This window comes from Streptomyces sp. NPDC057617 (assembly GCF_042800555.1).
GTDB lineage: Bacteria > Actinomycetota > Actinomycetes > Streptomycetales > Streptomycetaceae > Streptomyces.
Genome location: NZ_JBHVGV010000021.1, coordinates 42,537 through 59,312 on the forward strand (window position 1 = coordinate 42,537; position 16,776 = coordinate 59,312).

At 72.2% G+C, this 16,776-nt stretch carries 17 protein-coding genes and 1 pseudogene; 3 read left to right on the forward strand and 15 right to left on the reverse strand.

Features of this window, described 5'->3' with window-relative positions:
- Positions 1-66 precede the first annotated feature (66 nt).
- Complete coding sequence (locus tag ACFU9P_RS33565; protein ID WP_376383342.1) at positions 67-282, reverse strand: I78 family peptidase inhibitor; 216 nt, start codon at positions 280-282, stop codon at positions 67-69.
- Between the two features lie 327 nt (positions 283-609).
- Positions 610-1,446 (reverse strand): hypothetical protein, encoded by an 837-nt coding sequence (locus ACFU9P_RS33570; RefSeq protein WP_384088409.1) that lies wholly within the window; start codon positions 1,444-1,446, stop codon positions 610-612.
- 465 nt (positions 1,447-1,911) lie between these two features.
- Between ACFU9P_RS33570 and ACFU9P_RS33575 the strand changes: the two genes are divergently transcribed.
- Positions 1,912-2,697, forward strand: a complete 786-nt coding sequence (locus ACFU9P_RS33575; RefSeq protein WP_384088339.1) for a hypothetical protein — start codon at positions 1,912-1,914, stop codon at positions 2,695-2,697.
- A complete protein-coding gene (locus ACFU9P_RS33580) occupies positions 2,694-3,122 on the forward strand; it encodes a hypothetical protein (RefSeq protein WP_384088342.1) in 429 nt (142 codons plus the stop codon). Before ACFU9P_RS33575 ends, ACFU9P_RS33580 begins: the two co-directional genes overlap by 4 nt.
- A 137-nt stretch (positions 3,123-3,259) precedes the next feature.
- Here the strand turns inward: ACFU9P_RS33580 and der are convergent, their stop codons facing one another.
- The 5 genes from der to aroH all read right to left on the reverse strand — a co-directional run bounded on the left by der (position 3,260) and on the right by aroH (position 7,885).
- Positions 3,260-4,720 (reverse strand): ribosome biogenesis GTPase Der, encoded by a 1,461-nt coding sequence (gene der, locus ACFU9P_RS33585; protein ID WP_376383347.1) that lies wholly within the window; start codon positions 4,718-4,720, stop codon positions 3,260-3,262.
- Between the two features lie 141 nt (positions 4,721-4,861).
- Complete coding sequence (locus ACFU9P_RS33590) at positions 4,862-5,542, reverse strand: lysophospholipid acyltransferase family protein (RefSeq protein WP_384088346.1); 681 nt, start codon at positions 5,540-5,542, stop codon at positions 4,862-4,864.
- Positions 5,539-6,264, reverse strand: a complete 726-nt coding sequence (gene cmk / locus ACFU9P_RS33595) for a (d)CMP kinase (RefSeq protein WP_384088349.1) — start codon at positions 6,262-6,264, stop codon at positions 5,539-5,541. Before cmk ends, ACFU9P_RS33590 begins: the two co-directional genes overlap by 4 nt.
- Positions 6,265-6,384: 120 nt before the next feature.
- Entirely contained in the window at positions 6,385-7,470 is a 1,086-nt protein-coding gene (locus tag ACFU9P_RS33600) for a prephenate dehydrogenase (protein ID WP_376383352.1), read from the reverse strand.
- A 52-nt stretch (positions 7,471-7,522) separates the two neighbouring features.
- On the reverse strand, positions 7,523-7,885 hold the full coding sequence (aroH, locus tag ACFU9P_RS33605; protein WP_376383354.1) for a chorismate mutase: 363 nt from the start codon (positions 7,883-7,885) through the stop codon (positions 7,523-7,525).
- A gap of 126 nt (positions 7,886-8,011) precedes the next feature.
- Here aroH and ACFU9P_RS33610 point away from each other — a divergent pair, with 126 nt between their 5' ends.
- Complete coding sequence (locus ACFU9P_RS33610; RefSeq protein ID WP_384088354.1) at positions 8,012-8,779, forward strand: DNA polymerase beta superfamily protein; 768 nt, start codon at positions 8,012-8,014, stop codon at positions 8,777-8,779.
- Here the strand turns inward: ACFU9P_RS33610 and ACFU9P_RS33615 are convergent.
- The 8 genes and pseudogenes from ACFU9P_RS33615 to ACFU9P_RS33650 form a co-directional block, all read right to left on the reverse strand.
- Positions 8,699-9,490, reverse strand: a complete 792-nt coding sequence (locus ACFU9P_RS33615; RefSeq protein ID WP_384088357.1) for a DNA polymerase beta superfamily protein — start codon at positions 9,488-9,490, stop codon at positions 8,699-8,701. The two genes, ACFU9P_RS33610 and ACFU9P_RS33615, sit on opposite strands and share 81 nt — an antisense overlap.
- Before the next feature lie 4 nt (positions 9,491-9,494).
- Complete coding sequence (locus ACFU9P_RS33620; protein ID WP_384088360.1) at positions 9,495-10,517, reverse strand: ADP-ribosylglycohydrolase family protein; 1,023 nt, start codon at positions 10,515-10,517, stop codon at positions 9,495-9,497.
- Positions 10,514-11,242: pseudogene (locus tag ACFU9P_RS33625) on the reverse strand (NUDIX domain-containing protein); the annotation flags it as partial. The gene ACFU9P_RS33620 and the pseudogene ACFU9P_RS33625, both read right to left, overlap by 4 nt.
- 242 nt (positions 11,243-11,484) lie before the next feature.
- A complete protein-coding gene (locus ACFU9P_RS33630) occupies positions 11,485-12,591 on the reverse strand; it encodes an AAA family ATPase (protein ID WP_384088362.1) in 1,107 nt (368 codons plus the stop codon).
- Positions 12,588-13,241, reverse strand: a complete 654-nt coding sequence (gene pnuC / locus ACFU9P_RS33635) for a nicotinamide riboside transporter PnuC (RefSeq protein WP_384088365.1) — start codon at positions 13,239-13,241, stop codon at positions 12,588-12,590. Before pnuC ends, ACFU9P_RS33630 begins: the two co-directional genes overlap by 4 nt.
- Before the next feature lie 117 nt (positions 13,242-13,358).
- Positions 13,359-14,843 carry a pseudouridine synthase gene (locus ACFU9P_RS33640; RefSeq protein ID WP_384088368.1) on the reverse strand — a complete coding sequence of 495 codons (1,485 nt, stop codon included), beginning with the start codon at positions 14,841-14,843 and terminating at the stop codon, positions 13,359-13,361.
- Positions 14,843-15,484, reverse strand: coding sequence for an SMC-Scp complex subunit ScpB (gene scpB, locus ACFU9P_RS33645; protein WP_376383368.1), 642 nt, complete (start codon positions 15,482-15,484; stop codon positions 14,843-14,845). The genes ACFU9P_RS33640 and scpB overlap by 1 nt, the downstream gene beginning before the upstream one ends.
- Complete coding sequence (locus ACFU9P_RS33650) at positions 15,481-16,731, reverse strand: segregation and condensation protein A (protein ID WP_384088372.1); 1,251 nt, start codon at positions 16,729-16,731, stop codon at positions 15,481-15,483. The genes scpB and ACFU9P_RS33650 overlap by 4 nt, the downstream gene beginning before the upstream one ends.
- Between the last annotated feature and the right edge of the window lie 45 nt (positions 16,732-16,776).

The window sequence follows — 16,776 nt, forward strand, 5'->3', positions numbered from 1 at the left end:
GGGACGTACCCGCAGGTCAGAAGGGTGAGAGGGCTCCGTACGGAGGCCGGGGCGCGTGGATACGGGTCAGCCGACCCAGCAGCGGATGACCCTGCCGTCGTCGACCTCGAAGTTGAGCCGGCCCACCACGAACTCCATGGTGATGATCGAGCCCGGCGGCAGGCTTCTGACCGTGGTCCAGCCGCGCCCGCGCGCCCGCCGTTCGGCCTTCTCGGCATCGAGTCCCACATAGGGCTCGGGCGCGTCGTCGGGCTGGAGGGGTGGAGTCGGTATCGGTGCCATAACACTTACGGTAGGCGTCCGGGGGCGGTGAAGGAAGCGGGACGGATACCGGCACAGGAGGCTTCCTGTCCCTCAGCGGTCACACTTGTGTCACAGGATCACACCATCGGCCGAACGCCAAGAACTTCACTCTTACGGGCAGTTCACTCTCCGCTCGCACACAATTCCAGGCCCCTGACGATCACATGAATTCGGCCTTCTTCAATTCGCCACGGAGGACGGCTCCCGGCCGTCCGGCGGCAATTGCCGGGGCCGGAAGAATTCACGATTTCCCCGCACAATCCCCCGCCGGGCAACACGTTCCGCCGCAGCCGACCAGCAGTCAGGTCAGGGCGCGGCAGCCGGCAGGGGCGCGGGATCCAGCCGTACGGAGAAGTCGTTGCCACCGGTGTAGCAGGGCGCGGCCAGCCAGCCGTATGCGCCGCGGTCCGGGTGGGACAGGTGCGCCGGGTGGACCAGCGCGAACCGCTTGTCCCAGATGTCGTCGAGGATGCGCGAGATCCGTACCCCGGGGGCGTTCCGCGCGGGCAGCAGCCACAGGTCCCACCACTGCCGCTCCTGGACCGGCCGCGCGGCCAGCGGACCGTACGGCAGCCTGAAGGCGAAGGCGCCGCCGCACCCGGTCACGGCGACCCGGTGGCTGCGGGCGGTGCCGCGCAGCCGCGCCTCGGCCATGGCGCCTTCGCCCAGCTCGGCGCCGTACAGCACGCCCTCCACGGTCGTCGCGCCCGGCTCGCAGCGGACCGTCCCGGCCTCGGCGTGCGGGGCGCGGACCCAGGAGCGTACGGCTAGCCGGCCGTCCGGGGTGGGGTACGGGATCCTCGCCGCGACCCGGCCCGCTCCCGGGATCCGGCCGACCAGCGCCCGTACATCGCGGATCCCGGGCCGTACGGGCAGCTCGCCGCGGACGCCGGTGAAGATGTCCCAGTGGCCCTCGGCCAGCTCGACCGTGCTGGGCAGGACGGCGCGCAGCAGGGACTCCCCGGCCTCGGTGAGCGGCAGCCGTACCTCGTCGTCCGTACCGGCACCAGTACCGGCAGCGGCAGCGAGCGCGCCGGAACCGCCGTCACCGGCGCGGGGGTCACGGCGGCGCAGCACCAGCACCGCGTCCGGCCGGGCTTCGCCCGCGATGTCGAAGGTGATACCGCCCGCGGAGTCCGCGATGCAGTCGGCGACACGGTCGGCCGCGTACCCCGCGGGTGAGGCCCGCCGCCCGTCGGCTCCGCCGGCCCTGTTCGATCTGGTCACGCGGCCCTGTCCCCTTCCGTCCGGTCCCGTGGCGTTTTCCCGGCCCACCGGATAGACGCAGAAATCAGCCGGATGGTGCCGACCTGGGACAGATCCGGGCCACGAAAGCAGCAACGACTTTCAGCCACCCCTTTGGTTCGCTGATTTCCCGATTTGTCGACCTGTGAATGTACTGACCTGCGACGCGGGAACGAGAGGCAACTGCCGTCCCTTCAGGGCGCGTTGGCATGTAATGACGCGTTCCTTACGACAGCTCACGCCATGCGCGGGATGGTTCGATTCCGTGCGCATCCGCGCGTGACCCTGGCCACGGCTCGTCCGTTGTCTTCTTTACGAGCCGGGAACAGCCCGGCTCCACGCACCGAGTTCGAGGAGCCACCCGTGCCGCGCATGCTCGACGTCAGCGAGGACGTACGCGCCGAGATCGGCGACGAAGAAGCCGACCGGCTGCTCGCCGGCGAGAACTCCCCGGGAAGCTACGACTGCACCTCCTGCCGCACCCCCGGCGACTCCGAGCAGGAGCGGACCAGCACGGTGCTGTTCGTCGGCGACGAGACCGCCGTACTGGCCTTCGCCCACGCCACCTGCATCCCCTCCCAGGTCGTCCAGGTCGCCGAGGAGCAGCTCCAGGGCGCGGTCCGGTCCATCACCGGCGGCGAGCCGCAGTCGGTCGCGGACCCCGGCGCGGGGCCCGGACAGGCCGTCCTCGGCGTGACCAGCGGTCTGGTGCTGATCGAGGGCGATCTGCACCCCGCCCTGGTGGTGGAGCCGACCGCGCCGATCGCCCGGCCGGGATCGCGGGGCACCACCGACGAGTTCCTCACGCTCCTGATCGAGCAGGGCTTCGCGCCGGTCTCCGATCTGAACCGGGTGCCCGGCACGCTGCCCGGCTGGTCGGTGCTGCTCGCCATGGGCCAGCTCCACGCCGTGCTCCAGCCCGGCACCGGCGGCGGCAGCCCGGTCGCCTGGTGGCAGGCCCATCAGCCGCTCCAGGTCACCGAGGGCTGGCGCGCCTCGGCCAACAAGTCGCACACCGTCCTGGTGTTCGCGGCGCCGGTCGGTTCGATCGGCCAGCAGCCCCGCGAGGACCTGCTGCGGGACGCCCTGGAGAAGGCGGCGGCCAATGGGCGGCTCGTCGCCGCCGCGATGCCGTTGGCCGGCACATGACCGAGCCCTCGAATACGACTCTCCGGCTGCTGCTCCGGTCGCAGACAGCGATTTCCCAGGACAGCCCGCATCCGACGGACGAAAGGGTCGTTGGCACGTATGTGCACTCATACGACCCCTCGCGTCCGCAGTACCAGAGCCACATCCCCTCCATGCGCCCCGCGCAGGACGTGGCGGACGGGCTCTCCCTGACGCCGATCTACGACGCGCTGTACTCGGAGTTCCGCAGGTCCTTCAGGGCGCTGCCCGGCGACCGCAGCAATGAGGAGAATCTCGGGTTCACAGCCTTCGGCACCGGGCTGCACGCCGCTCACGGGGGATACGGGCACACGCCCTATCCGGGCTCCTGGCAGCGCGACCCCCGGCAGCCCGCCGGACGCCACACCCCGGCAGCCCTCCCCCCGGGGCCCCGCCGAGGCGTCTGACCGCCGGAAGCGGTGCGGCCCGGTGCGGAATCCTCCGCGCCGGGCCCCGCCGTTTCCGTACCGCTTCCGCCGACCCGCCCCCGTATGCCGCGTCCCCGTGTCTCCGTGCCCGTATGACCGGCCCTCGCGCCCCGCAGCTACTTCTTGCGGCCGCGCTTCTCCCGTACCCGTACGGAGATATGGATCGGGGTGCCCTCGAAGCCGAACTCCTCGCGGAGCCTGCGCTCCACGAACCGCCGGTAGCCGTGCTCGATGAAGCCCGAGGCGAAGAGCACAAAGCGCGGCGGCTTGGTGCCCGCCTGCGTACCGAACAGGATGCGCGGCTGCTTGCCGCCCCGGATCGGGTGCGGATGCGCGGCCACCAGCTCGCCGAGGAAGGCGTTGAGCCGCCCGGTCGGCACCCGGGTCTCCCAGCCCGCGAGGGCCGTCTCGATCGCGGGGACCAGCTTCTCCATATGGCGGCCGGTGCGCGCCGAGACATTGACCCGGGGCGCCCAGGCGATCTGCGCCAGCTCGGTCTCGATCTCGCGCTCCAGGTAGTAGCGGCGCTCCTCGTCGAGGGTGTCCCACTTGTTGTACGCGACGACCAGCGCGCGGCCCGCCTCCACGGCCATCGTGATGATCCGCTGGTCCTGGACGCTGATCGACTCGCTGGTGTCGATCAGGACGACCGCGACCTCGGCCTTCTCGACGGCGGCGGCGGTGCGCAGCGAGGCGTAGTAGTCCGCGCCCTCCTGGAGGTGGACCCGGCGGCGGATGCCGGCCGTGTCGATGAATTTCCAGACCGTGCCGCCCAGTTCGATCAGTTCGTCGACCGGGTCGCGGGTGGTGCCCGCGACCTCGTTGACGACGACGCGCTCCTCGCCCGCGACCTTGTTCAGCAGGGACGATTTGCCGACATTCGGGCGGCCGATGAGCGCGATACGGCGCGGGCCGCCGACCGTCGTGCCGAAGGTCTGCGCCGGGGCGTCGGGCAGGGCTTCGAGGACCGCGTCGAGCATGTCGCCGGTGCCGCGGCCGTGCAGCGAGGAGACCGGGTGGGGCTCGCCGAGCCCGAGCGACCAGAGCGCCGCCGCGTCCGGCTCCCCGCTCGGTCCGTCGACCTTGTTGGCGCAGAGCACGACGGGCTTGCCCGCCTTGCGCAGCAGCCTGACCACGGCCTCGTCGGTGTCGGTCGCGCCGACCGTGGAGTCCACCACGAAGACCACCGCGTCGGCGGCCTCGATCGCGTACTCGGCCTGGGCGGCGACGGAGGCGTCGATGCCGAGGACATCCTGCTCCCAGCCGCCGGTGTCGACGACCTTGAAGCGGCGGCCCGCCCACTCGGCCTCGTAGGTGACCCGGTCGCGGGTGACGCCCGGCTTGTCCTCGACGACCGCCTCACGGCGGCCGATGATCCGGTTGACGAGGGTCGATTTACCGACATTGGGCCGGCCGACGACGGCGAGCACGGGCAGCGGGCCATGGCCGGCCTCGCCGATCGCCCCCTCGACCTCCTCGGCCTCGAAGCCTTCCAGCGCGGCGAGCTCCATGAAGTCCGTGTACTCGGCGTCGCCGAGCTCTCCGTGCTCGTCGGCGGAGTCGATCTGGTCGTTCATGAAGTCCGTACCTCGTTCATCGTGGTCGGTGCGCCGCTGTGCACGGTGCACTACTCAAAAGCCAAGTCTCGCGCACGCTCCCGCGTCGGCCGTCCTGGCGGCCGTGCGAGCGTCGGCGAGCTGATCAACTGCGGACACGCCCTAACGCCCGGTGAGACGCCTGGCGTGCTCCAGGTGCGTGGTCAGGTGCTCCTGGATCCGTACGGTGGCGTCGTCCAGCGCCTTGCGGGTGCGCCGCCCGCTGCCGTCGCCCGCCTCGAAGGCGTCGCCGAAGACGACGTCCACGCGGCTGCGCAGCGCGGGCAGCGCCGGTATCAGCCGGCCCCGGCTCTCCGTACTGCCGAGGACCGCGACCGGCACGATCGGCGCTCCGGACCGTACGGCGAAGTACGCGAGCCCGGCGCGCAGTGAGGCGAAGTCGCCCTCGCCCCTGGTCCCCTCGGGGAAGATGCCCAGCACCCCGCCGGCCTTCAGCACCCCGAGCGCGGCGCCGATCGCGGTGCGGTCGGCGGCGGCGCGGTCCACCTTCACCTGTCCGATCGACCGCAGGAACGGGTCGAGCGGGCCGATGAACGCTTCCTTCTTCACCAGGAAGTGCACCGGGCGGGGCGAGACGCCCATCACCATCGGGCCGTCGATGTTGTGCGAGTGGTTGACGGCCAGTATCACCGGGCCGCTCCCCGGGACGCGCCAGGCGCCCAGCACCCTCGGCTTCCAGAGCCCGTTCATCAGCCCGACGCCGAGACGTCGGCCGACCTCCGCGCCCCGGGCGGACACCGCTCGCTGGGTCGGCCCCGCCGCCTCGGCGGACACCGTGCTCATACGGCCGCCCGCTTCTCCTCGACCAGGCTCACGACCCGCTCGACAACCTGCTGGAGGGTGAGGTCCGTGGTGTCGATCTCGACCGCGTCGGCGGCCTTGGCGAGCGGGGACGTCTTACGGCTGGAGTCGGCCGCGTCCCGCTTGATCAGGGCGTCCTTGGTGGTGGCGACATCGGCCGCCTCCTTGCCGGTCAGCTCGTTGCTGCGGCGGGCGGCGCGGGCCTCCGGGGAGGCGGTGAGGAAGATCTTGACGTCGGCGTCGGGCAGTACGGTCGTACCGATGTCGCGGCCCTCGACCACGATGCCGTTCGGCGCGGCCGCCGCGATGGAGCGCTGCAGCTCGGTGACGACGGCCCGTACCTCGGGCACCGCGCTGACCGCGCTGACCCTGGCGGTGACGTCCTGGGTACGGATCGGGCCCGCGGCGTCCGTGCCGTCGACGGTGATCGTGGGACCGTCCGGGTCCGTGCCCGAGACCACGACCGGCTTGCCGGCGGCGGTCGCGACGGCCACCGCGTCCGTCACATCGACCCCATTGCTGATCATCCACCAGGTCATCGCGCGGTACTGGGCGCCGGTGTCCAGATAGCTCAGCCCGAGCCGGGCGGCCACGGCCTTGGAGGTGCTCGACTTGCCCGTGCCGGAGGGCCCGTCGATGGCGACGATCACAGCGACCGGGGCGGTCCGGGCGGGGGTTGCACCAGTTTCCACGGGGGCGGACACCTTCCTGGTTCTCGGGGTGGATGTGCGGGGACGCACAACGCCCCCGCACAAGGTTACCGAGTGTTCAGTACCGCCCATGCACCCGTTCGGCGGGACGCGGGTGCCCGGCCGCCGCCGCGGTCACTGCCGGATCGACCAGCCGCGTTCCCGCAGGGCCGCCGAGAGCACCGGCGCCGCCGACGGCTCCACCATGAGCTGCGCCAGACCGGCCTGCTGTCCGGTGGCGTGTTCGATACGGACGTCCTCGACGTTGACGCCCGCGCGCCCGGCGTCCGCGAAGATCCGGGCCAGCTCGCCCGGCCGGTCGCTGACGAGCACCGCCACGACCTCGTACGCCGCGGGAGCCGCGCCGTGCTTGCCGGGCACCCGGATCCTGCCCGCGTTGCCGCGCTTCAGGACGTCCTCGATCCCGGCCGCGCCGCCGCGCCGTTTCTCCTCGTCGGAGGACTGGAGCGCGCGCAGCGCCTCGACCGTCTCGCCGAGGTCGGCGGCGACGCCTGCCAGCACATCGGCGACGGGACCGGGGTTCGCGGAGAGGATCTCCACCCACATCGCCGGGTCGGAGGCGGCGATCCGGGTGACATCGCGGATGCCCTGGCCGCAGAGGCGTACGGCCGTCTCGTCGGCCTCCTCCAGCCGGGCGGCAACCATCGACGAGATGAGCTGGGGGGTGTGCGAGACGAGCGCGACCGCCCGGTCGTGCGCGTCGGCGTCCATGACGACGGGCACGGCGCGGCAGAGCGCGACCAGTTCCAGGGCCAGATTGAGCACCTCGGTGTCGGTGTCCCGGGTCGGGGTCAGCACCCAGGGCCGCCCGTCGAACAGGTCGGCGGTCGCGGCCAGCGGGCCCGAGCGCTCCTTGCCTGCCATCGGGTGCGTACCGATGTACGAGGACAGGCCGAGGCCGAGTGCCTCCAGCTCCCGGCGGGGGCCGCCCTTGACGCTGGCCACGTCCAGATAGCCGCGGGCCGTGCCGTGCCGCATGGCCGTGGCCAGGGTGGCCGCGACATGGGTGGGCGGTACGGCGACGACCACGAGGTCGACGGGCCCCTCGGGCGCCTCGTCCGTACCCGCGCCGAGCGCGGCGGCGGTACGGGCCCGGGACGGGTCGTGGTCGCTGAGATGGACGGTGACGCCGCGGCCGGCCAGGGCCAGCGCGGCCGAGGTGCCGATCAGGCCCGTTCCTATGACGAGGGCGGTTCTCACGGGGCGACTCTCACGGGGCTCACAGGGTTCACTGGGCTTGCTGGGCCGGGGCTCACTGGGCGATGTCTTTGCGGAGGGCGGCCGCGGCGCCGAGATAGACGTGCGCGATCTCCGACCTGGGAAGGTCCGACTCGATATGGGCGAGGATACGGACCACACGCGGCAGGGCGCCCTCGATGTCCAGTTCCTGGGCACACAGGAGGGGTACGTCGACGATCCCGAGGCCGCGCGCGGCGGCGGCCGGGAAGTCGCTGTGCAGATCGGGCGTGGCGGTGAACCAGATACTGATCAAATCGTCCGCGGCCAGCTCATTGCGCTCCAGGATCTCCGTGAGCAGCCGCTTGACCTGCTCGTCCATGTGCCCGCGCTCGTCCCGCTCCAACTGCACGGCCCCGCGAACCGCCCGTACCGCCACGCCGCTCTCCCGATCCTCGCCATACCCACCACACGCACCGCACCCACACCCCCGCAGTCCTTCCCGACCAGCGTAAACACCCACGCCCCCACCGGCCTCCGCTGCCTCCCCCGTACGCTCTCGCGCATGACCCGCGAAACACCTGTCCGTCACCTCGACCTGGTGCGCGACCACACCGTGTACTCCTGTGTGATGGGCTCACGCGCCTTCGGACTCGCGACGGAGGACAGCGACACCGACCGGCGCGGGGTGTTCGCGGCCCCGGCGCCGCTGTACTGGCGGTTCGAGAAGCCGCCGACGCATGTGGAGGGCCCGGCCCCGGAGCAGTTCTCGTGGGAGCTTGAGCGCTTCTGCTCGCTCGCGCTGCGCGCCAATCCCAATGTCCTGGAGTGCCTGCACTCCCCGCTGGTCGAGCGGATCGACGACACGGGCCGCGAACTGCTGTCGCTGCGCGACGCGTTCCTGTCCCGCGAGGCGCATCGTACGTTCGTACGCTACGCCGTGGGCCAGCGCAGAAAGCTGGAGGCGGACGTCCGCCAACACGGCGCCCCGCGCTGGAAGCACGCCATGCATCTGCTGCGCCTGCTGGCGAGCTGCCGCGACCTGCTCCGTACGGGCACGCTCACCGTCGACGTCGGCAAGGACCGCGAAGACCTGCTCGCGGTCAAGCGGGGCGAGGTCCCCTGGCCGGAGGTGGAACGCAGAATGACCCGCCTCACAGCAGAGGCCGACGAAGCAGCCCCGCACTCCCCGCTACCCCCCGAACCGGACCACGCCCGCATAGAAGCCTTCCTGATCCGCACCCGCCGCACCTCAGCCCTCCAGACGGACGCGGACGACCAGGTCGTGCAGAGCCTCATACGCGACGGGCGCGTCGGGCAGCCCCGTACCTGACCGCGCCTCCTCCAGTACTGCCCCCAGCGCCTCCACATCCACCCGCAACCGCTCCCGCCCGGGCCCGCCGGCCGGTCCGTGCTCGGCCTCGGCCTTCGCCGCGATCAGCTCCGGCAGATAGCCGGGTGCCGTCACCTCGCCCAGCAGGGTGGGCAGATGCGCCTGTATCTCACCGCTGCGCATGAGGTGGATGCCGGTGAGCAGCGCGCGGAAGGTGTAGAGCAGGGGCTTGAGTTCGCCGGTCTTCTCGAAGAGCCGCCACTGGGTGTTCGCGAAACCCCGGTAGTGGTGGGCGTGGTTGCCGGTCAGCACATCGGGGGCGAGCGCCACCAGCTCCCGGTGTGTGTCGGTGGTGTGCGCGACCAGCGGGGAGAGGAGCTGCTCCAGCACATAGCCGTTGCGGCGCAGCATCAGCCGGGCGAAGGTGCGGAGATCGTGGGTGACGAGGTCCATCTCCACACCGTCCCGGTGCCCTGTCCACGACCGGGTCCCAGTCGGCTCGTCGAGTCCGATCAGCGCGGTGACCGGGAGCAGATGGACGCCCCGCAGGTCCACGTCGGAGTCCCGGCTCGGGAATCCGTACAGGTGCGCCCCGGAGACCGTCGCGAACAGCAGCGGATGGGGCCCCTCCGCGAGGACCGGGGTGAGGTCCGTGGCCGGCAGGCCGGCCTCGCGGAGGCGGGACCGGGCGGGTGTCATGTCCGTACGCATGGGGTCAAGCGTCCCAGAGGGCTCCCAAGGACAGCAGGTCGCTGCGGTATTCGATGCGTTCGGACCATTCCTTGGGCCAGGCGCCCGCGCCCAGGTGGGCGCCGGCGAAGGCGCCGGTGAGGGCGGCGATGGAGTCGGAGTCGCCGCGGGTGCAGGCGGCGCGGCGGAGGGCGGTGACGGGGGCGGTGGGGAAGAGCAGGAAGCAGAGCAGGCCGGTGGCGAGGGCTTCCTCGGCGGTCCAGCCGTCGCCGGTCGCGAGGCAGGGGTCGGTTTCCGGGGATGGGGTGCGCAGGGCTTGCTGGACGCGTTCCAGGGCCGCCAGGCACTCGTCCCAGCCGCGTGCCATGAAGGCCTCGGGCGTCGGGTCGTGCGAGAGGGTCCAGAGATCGCCGAGCCAGCGCTCGTAGTAGCGCTCCCGGTTCTCGTACGCGTACGAACGCAACTGGCCCACCAGACCCAGCGGTTCGCCGCCGTGCGCCAGCAGCCACACGGCACGGGCCGTCAGGTCAGAGGCGGCCAGCGCCGTCGGATGGCCATGGGTGAGCGCCGCCTGCAACTGGGCCGCGCCCGCCCGCTGTTCGTCGCTCAGCCCCGGTACGAGCCCGATCGGCGCGACCCGCATGTTCGCGCCGCACCCCTTGGAACCGATCTGGCTGGCCCGCTGCCAGGGCCGGTCGCTGTCCAGGAGCCGGCACGCCGTCATGCACGTACGGCCCGGCGCGCGGTTGTTGTCCGGCGAGTGGTACCAGGCCACGAACTCGTCCCGTACCGGCCGCTCCAGCCGGTAGGGCCCCAGCACGCCCCGGTCCATCGCCGTCCGGATGCCCCGTGCGAACGCGAGCGTCATCTGTGTGTCGTCGGTGACGACCGCCGGCCTCGGCAGCGCCATCTCCCGCCACGGCCCGCACGTGGCGAGGATCGACGGTACGTCGTTGAACTCGGTCGGGAAGCCCAGGGCGTCGCCGAGCGCGAGCCCGATCAGGGAGCCCGTCGCGGCCTGTTTGGTAATGGTCCTCGCAATGATCACGGCGTCCGTCCTTCCGGTCGATCCGGTCGCAGAAGCGGTGGGTAGAGCGTGGTGGCGGTGCCCGCGCGGTACAGCGCGGCCGGTTTCCCCCGGCCACCGGTCCGGCGCGGCGGTCCCTCCAGCACCTGGACGAACCCGGGCGTGGTGAGCACCTTGCGCCGGAAGTTGGGGCGGTCCAGCTCCACGCCCCAGACGGTTTCGTACACCTGCCGCAGCTCGCCGAGCGTGAACTCGGGCGGGCAGAACGCGGTGGCGATACAGGTGTATTCGAGCTTGGCGCCGACGCGGTCGTACGCGTCGGCGAGGATGTGCTCGTGGTCAAAGGCGAGCGGCCCGCCGGTGCCGTACTCCACCCACCTGGCGTGCGCGGCGTCCCCGCCGCCGCGCGGCTCGGGCAGGTCGGGTACGAGCGCGGTGTACGCGACGGACACGACCCGCATCCTGGGGTCGCGGTCCGGGTCGCTGTACGTCCGTAGCTGCTCCAGATGGAGCGCGCCCGCGGTCCGCTCCGACAGGCCGGTCTCCTCGGCGAGTTCGCGCCGCGCGGCCTGCCCGGCGGACTCGTGGGGCAGTACGAACCCGCCGGGCAGCGCCCAGGCCCCGAGGTAGGGCTCCTGCCCCCGCTCGACGAGCAGCACATGCAGCCGGCCTTCGCGGACGGTGAAGACGGCGAGATCGACGGTGACGGCGAAGGGTACGAAGGCGGAGGGATCGTAGTCGTCGGGAACGCGGACTTCCCGGGCGGCGGGGTGCCCGTTCCTGGCGGCGGGGCCGGCGGCCCCCTCGGGGGCACGCCCGTCCCGGGCGGCCTGGTCCCTCGGCCCATGCGCCTCACGGGCTCCCCGGTCCTCCGGGACACGCCCGCGCCGAACGGCCGAGCCCTCGCGAGCGGCCGGCTCCCGGGCGGCCGGGCCGGCCGCCGGCTCCCCGGAGCCACGCGCCCCGCGCGCCCCCCGCGCCCGCCCGTTCATCGCCGCTCCGGAAGCGGCGGCGCGAAGTGCCAGCCCCGGCCCAGCAGCGCGTCCACCGCCGCGACCGCCGTCGCCAGCCGCTTCTCACGCGCCCCGCTCACCAGCGTGAACTCCCGCCCCGTACGCGCCAGTTCCGCACCGAAACGGGCCGTCATCCACGGGCGCAGCTCCTCGCCCGCGCGCAGGCCGTCGTCCTCGAAGGGGACGCCCTCGTCATCCGTGAGCAGCCACAGATGGTGCGTGTTCAGCGCCGCGATCTCCTCGATCCGAGGATCGCGCCCGCCCAGATACCGCTCCCGCCAGACCGTCGTGGCGAACGAGTCCGTGTCGCAGAACAGCACCGGCGAGCCGGCCCGCGCCGCCGCGTCCTCCCGCGCGTTCTGCCGCTCCGCGATCAGCGGGAAGTCCTCCGCGGCGAACTCGACGTCCTCCCACCGCGCCGACGGCCGCCCGGCCCGCAGCGCGGCCAGCTTCTGCTCGCTGAACTCCCGCCCGTACTCCGGTACGTACTGGGTACGCGCCCAGACCCCGCCGCGCCGCCGGTAGTGATCGGCCAGCGCGAGCGCCAGCGTGGTGGTGCCGGTGGACTCGGCGCCGAGCACCACAACCCGGCGGGTGAGGGCCGCCCGTACCGGCGGGGCGAGGAAGTCCCAGCAGCCGACGGGGTCCTTGCGTACGGCGGTGCCGGAGACCGGGAAGAGCGTACGGTCCGGGTCCACGCACACCGACTCGGCGCCGAACCGCCGCGCCAGCTCCGGACCGTACGGTTCCGAGGTGAAGACCGCGTCCACCCGCTCGGGCACCGCGCCCCGGAAGACGGCCATGTGCGCGTCCCAGACGCCGGAGTCGTGCAGGTCCACCGGAATGTCGTCGACCGCGCCCACCACCCGTACGTCCGGATGGACTTCACGCATCCAGCCGACCCGGTCGGCCAGCGGCACGGACTCCACGGAGGAGGCGCAGACCAGGACGGTCAGCCGGGCGCAGCGGTCCCGTGCCGTACGTACGAGATGGTGGTGACCGGCGTGCGGCGGATAGAACTTGCCGAGCACCAGGCCGTGTTCGAAGGCGCTTCCTCCCCGGCCGACGGCGGGCGCGCTCATACGGCAGTCGCCTCCACCGGCCGGGACGGCGCACCGGCGAGATCCCGGGACCAGTTGCGCAGCCCGGCCACGCACAGCGCCAGGAAGCCGATGTACAGCAGCGAGGTCAGATAGAGGTCCTTGTGCGCGTAGAGCGGGATGTAGACGAGGTCCGCCGCGATCCACAGCCACCACGACTCCAGCCGCTTGCGGCACTGACCGTATGTCGCCATCAGGGACAGCGCGGTGGTCAGGGCGTCCCAGAAGGGCACCGTCGAGTCGGTGGCGCGGCCGAGGAGCAGCGTCAGTCCGAGTGTCCCCACCACCCCCGCCGCGAGCAGCCGGATCCATTCGGTGCGGCTCGTGCGCCGCACCGGCAGGGACGAGCCTGGACCACCCCCGTGGGTCCAGGTCCACCAGCCGTACACGGCGAGGGTGATGAAGACGACCTGTAGGCCGGCGTCGGCGTACAGGCCCGCCTGGGTGAACAGCAGGATGAAGAAAAGGTTGTTGGCGATACCGATCGGCCAGTTGGCGAGGTGCTGACGGGCCACGAGCCATACGCAGAGCGCGCCGCTGCCGAAACCGAGCACCTCGGTCCAGCTCACCGGGGTGTCCAGGACCGTCAGCAGCGGACGCTGCAAGGCATCGAGGATGTCCGCGAGACTCACGCCCGCCTCCTTAATGGTCACTCTGACTATAAAGGCGAACAGGCGTGCCCCACAAGGGAAAAAGCCCGCGGCCTGAGGGCCACGGGCTCTTTCTCAAGGATTTCGGTCAGTCGGCGGTCACAGCCCGACTTCCTTCATCAGCATGCCGACCTCGGTGTTGGTCAGCCGGCGCAGCCAGCCCGACTTCTGATCGCCCAGCGGAATCGGGCCGAAAGACGTCCGTACGAGCCGGTCGACCGGGAACCCGGCCTCCGCCAGCATCCGCCGCACGATGTGCTTGCGGCCCTCGTGGAGCGTGACCTCCACCAGATAGTTCTTGCCGGTGTTCTCGACGACCCGGAAGTGGTCGGCCTTGGCGTAGCCGTCCTCCAACTGGATGCCGTCCTTCAGCCGCTTGCCCAGATCACGCGGCAACGGGCCCTGGATCGCGGCGAGATAGATCTTCTTGACGCCGTACTTGGGGTGGGTGAGACGGTGCGCCAGCTCGCCGTGGTTGGTGAGCAGGATGATGCCCTCGGTCTCGGTGTCGAGCCTGCCGACATGGAAGAGCCGGGTCTCCCGGTTGGTGACATAGTCGCCGAGGGACTGGCGGCCGTCCGGGTCCTCCATGGTGGAGACGACCCCGGCGGGCTTGTTCAGTGCGAAGAAGAGATACGACTGGGTCGCCACGGTCAGCCCGTCGACCTTGATCTCGTCCTTCTCCGGGTCGACCCGCATGCCCTGCTCGACCACGATCTCGCCGTTGACCTCGACGCGCGACTGCTCGATCAGCTCCTCGCAGGCGCGGCGCGAGCCCATACCGGCGCGGGCCAGGACCTTCTGGAGGCGCTCGCCCTCCTGCTCGGCGCCGGGGAAGGTCTTGGGCGTCTTGACGGACGGCCGCTCCGCGTACCGGTCGCGGTTGCGCTGCTCGATCTTGGCGTCCAGCTCGCGGGGGCGCGCGGCGGCTCCCCGGCGCGGGCCGCCGCGGCCGGCGCTCTGCGGGGGCCTGGGACCGCCCTTGGCACCGCCGCGGGCCGCCGCGCCACGGGCGCCGCCGCCCTGCCGGGGACCGCCGCCGGAGGCACCGGCACCACCGGAGCGACGCGCGCCGAGGGGAGCGCCGGACGCACCGGAACCGCCGGACGCACCCGAGCGGCCGACGTCGTAACGGCGCTCCTCGGGGCGGGGGCGCGAGGGCCGCTTCGGCTGGCTGTCCCGGCCGTCCCTGCTGTCCCGGCCGGCGCCGGCGCTCCGCTCTCCCCGGCCGCCACGGTCGTCCCGGGAGCCACGGCCGCCGTCCCTGCTCACCCGGTCGTCGCGGGAGCCCCGGTGGTCGTCACGGGAGCCGCGGGTGTCGCGGGTATCACGGGAGCCGCGGTGGTCGTCCCTGCCGACCCGGTCATCTCTTCCGGCCCGGTCGTCACGGGAGCCCCTGTCGTCCCGGCCGGCCCTGTCGTCCCGGCCGCGCCTGTCGTCCCTCTCGTCCCGGCTCCCCCAGGTGTCCCGCTCGCCCCGGCCGTCCCGGCCCGTCCGGTCGCTCCGGCCCTCCCGGTTGCCGCCGCCGCTGCCGCCTCCGCCGCTCCTGCTGCCGCTTCCGCTGTTCCTGCCACTGCTTCGCATCAAAGTTCCGTCTTGTCGTCTGCGTCGGTATCCGGTGCGTCCGGGTCGAACGACGGAACACCTTCCTGGCTCTCGGCCTCGATCGCGTCCGCCTCGGGGAGGAAGGGCGCGAGCTCCGGAAGTTCGTCCAGGCCCCGCAGGCCCATCCGCTCCAAAAAGTAGTTCGTCGTCCTGTACAGGATCGCACCTGTTTCGGGTTCCGCGCCCGCCTCCTCGACCAGCCCCCGCTGGAGCAGGGTGCGCATGACGCCGTCGCAGTTCACTCCTCGTACCGCGGACACCCGCGAGCGGCTCACCGGCTGGCGGTACGCGACGACCGCAAGGGTCTCCAGCGCGGCCTGGGTGAGCCGGGCCTGCTGGCCGTCCAGTACGAACCCCTCGACGGCCTCCGCGTACTCGGGCCGGGTGTAGAACCGCCAGCCGCCCGCTATCAGCCGCAGCTCGAAGCCCCGGCGCTGGACGGTGTACTCGTCGGCCAGCTCCCGCAGTGCGTCCGCGACGGCCCGGCGGGGGCGGTCGAGGACCTTGGCGAGATGCTCCTCGGTGGCGGGCTCGTCGACGACCATGAGGACCGCCTCCAGGGCGGGCTTGAGATCCAGCTCCGCGACCGTCGCGGCAACGCCGGTCTGCTGCTCGCTCATACCTTCTCCTCGCTTTCGTCGCCCTGCACGTCCCGTTCGGCCCGGGCGCCCGCGCCGTCCCGTACGGCCTGACCGCCCGCCTGACCGTCCGCGCCGCTCCCGTCGCTCTCGTCGCTCCCGCCCGGCACCTGGTCGAACTCGTCCGTCATCGCGGGCACCCCGTCACCGTCCCCGCCCGTCCAGCGGACCATCAGCGGCCCGAGCGCCTCCTCCTGGTCCAGGGCGACGGCCCGCTCCCGGTACAGCTCCAGCAGCGCCAGGAAGCGCGCCACGACGGTGAGCACATCGGCGGCGTCCTCGACGAGCGCCCGGAAGCTGGCCTCGCCGCGCTCCCGCAGCAGCGCGACGACGATCCCCGCCTGTTCCCGTACGGACACCAGCGGCGCGTGGATGTGATCGACGTACACCTGCGGCCTGGGCCTGGGCTGCATCGCCTTCACCGCGAGCGCCGCGAAGCCTTCGGGCCCGACACGGATCACCACCTCGGGAAGCAGTGCGGCGTGATGGGGCTCCAGTCCGACGGTACGGGGGTAGCGCCGCGCCTCCGACTCCAGCCGTCCGCTGAAGATCTCGGCGATCTGTTTGTACGCGCGGTACTGGAGCAGCCGCGCGAAGAGCAGGTCCCGGGCCTCCAGCAGCGCCAGATCCGCCTCGTCCTCCACCTCGGCGGAGGGCAGCAGCCGGGCGGCCTTCAGATCGAGCAGGGTCGCGGCGACGACAAGGAACTCGGTGGTCTGGTCGAGGTCCCAGTCGGGACCCATGGCCCGGATGTGCGCCATGAACTCGTCGGTCACCCTGGACAGCGCGACCTCGGTCACATCCATCTTGTGCTTCGAGATGAGCTGGAGGAGCAGGTCGAAGGGCCCCTCGAAGTTCGCCAGCCGTACGGTGAACCGCCCGTCGTCGGCCTCGGCCTCCGCGGCGCCCTCCTCGGCCGAAGGCGCAGAGGGCTCGGTACGGTCCGGCAGCCGCTCGTCCGACGGCTCCGGCTGCTCCAACGGCTCCGACTGCACAGAAGCAGGCGCAGGCGCGGGCTCAACGGCCCGAACGACCTCAGCAGGTGCAGCGGCCTCCACGGCCACCGGCTCGGACACAGCCACCGGCTCGGGAACGGCCTCCGGCGCAAGCGCGGACTCAGCGGACTCAGCACGCTCAGCGGCCTCCACGGCAGGCGCCGCCGGTGCGGAAGGCGGCACGCCGGGGCCACGGCCCAGCGGGCGGCGGGCTGGCGGGGAAGGCGGCGGCATCGAGGGTCCTGTGGGCGGCGGGCATAGGGGCTGCCCGCGCAGGCT

Bases quoted from the DNA above. Each gene is read 5' to 3' on its own strand.
- ACFU9P_RS33580 (WP_384088342.1), top strand. From the start codon at position 2,694: ATGACCGAGCCCTCGAATACGACTCTCCGGCTGCTGCTCCGGTCGCAG.
- scpB (WP_376383368.1), bottom strand. From the start codon at position 15,484: ATGAGCGAGCAGCAGACCGGCGTTGCCGCGACGGTCGCGGAGCTGGAT.
- ACFU9P_RS33630 (WP_384088362.1), bottom strand. From the start codon at position 12,591: ATGAGCGCGCCCGCCGTCGGCCGGGGAGGAAGCGCCTTCGAACACGGC.
- ACFU9P_RS33565 (WP_376383342.1), bottom strand. From the start codon at position 282: ATGGCACCGATACCGACTCCACCCCTCCAGCCCGACGACGCGCCCGAG.
- ACFU9P_RS33610 (WP_384088354.1), top strand. From the start codon at position 8,012: ATGACCCGCGAAACACCTGTCCGTCACCTCGACCTGGTGCGCGACCAC.
- ACFU9P_RS33640 (WP_384088368.1), bottom strand. From the start codon at position 14,843: ATGCGAAGCAGTGGCAGGAACAGCGGAAGCGGCAGCAGGAGCGGCGGA.
- ACFU9P_RS33590 (WP_384088346.1), bottom strand. From the start codon at position 5,542: ATGAGCACGGTGTCCGCCGAGGCGGCGGGGCCGACCCAGCGAGCGGTG.
- ACFU9P_RS33650 (WP_384088372.1), bottom strand. From the start codon at position 16,731: ATGCCGCCGCCTTCCCCGCCAGCCCGCCGCCCGCTGGGCCGTGGCCCC.
- ACFU9P_RS33615 (WP_384088357.1), bottom strand. From the start codon at position 9,490: ATGCGTACGGACATGACACCCGCCCGGTCCCGCCTCCGCGAGGCCGGC.
- der (WP_376383347.1), bottom strand. From the start codon at position 4,720: ATGAACGACCAGATCGACTCCGCCGACGAGCACGGAGAGCTCGGCGAC.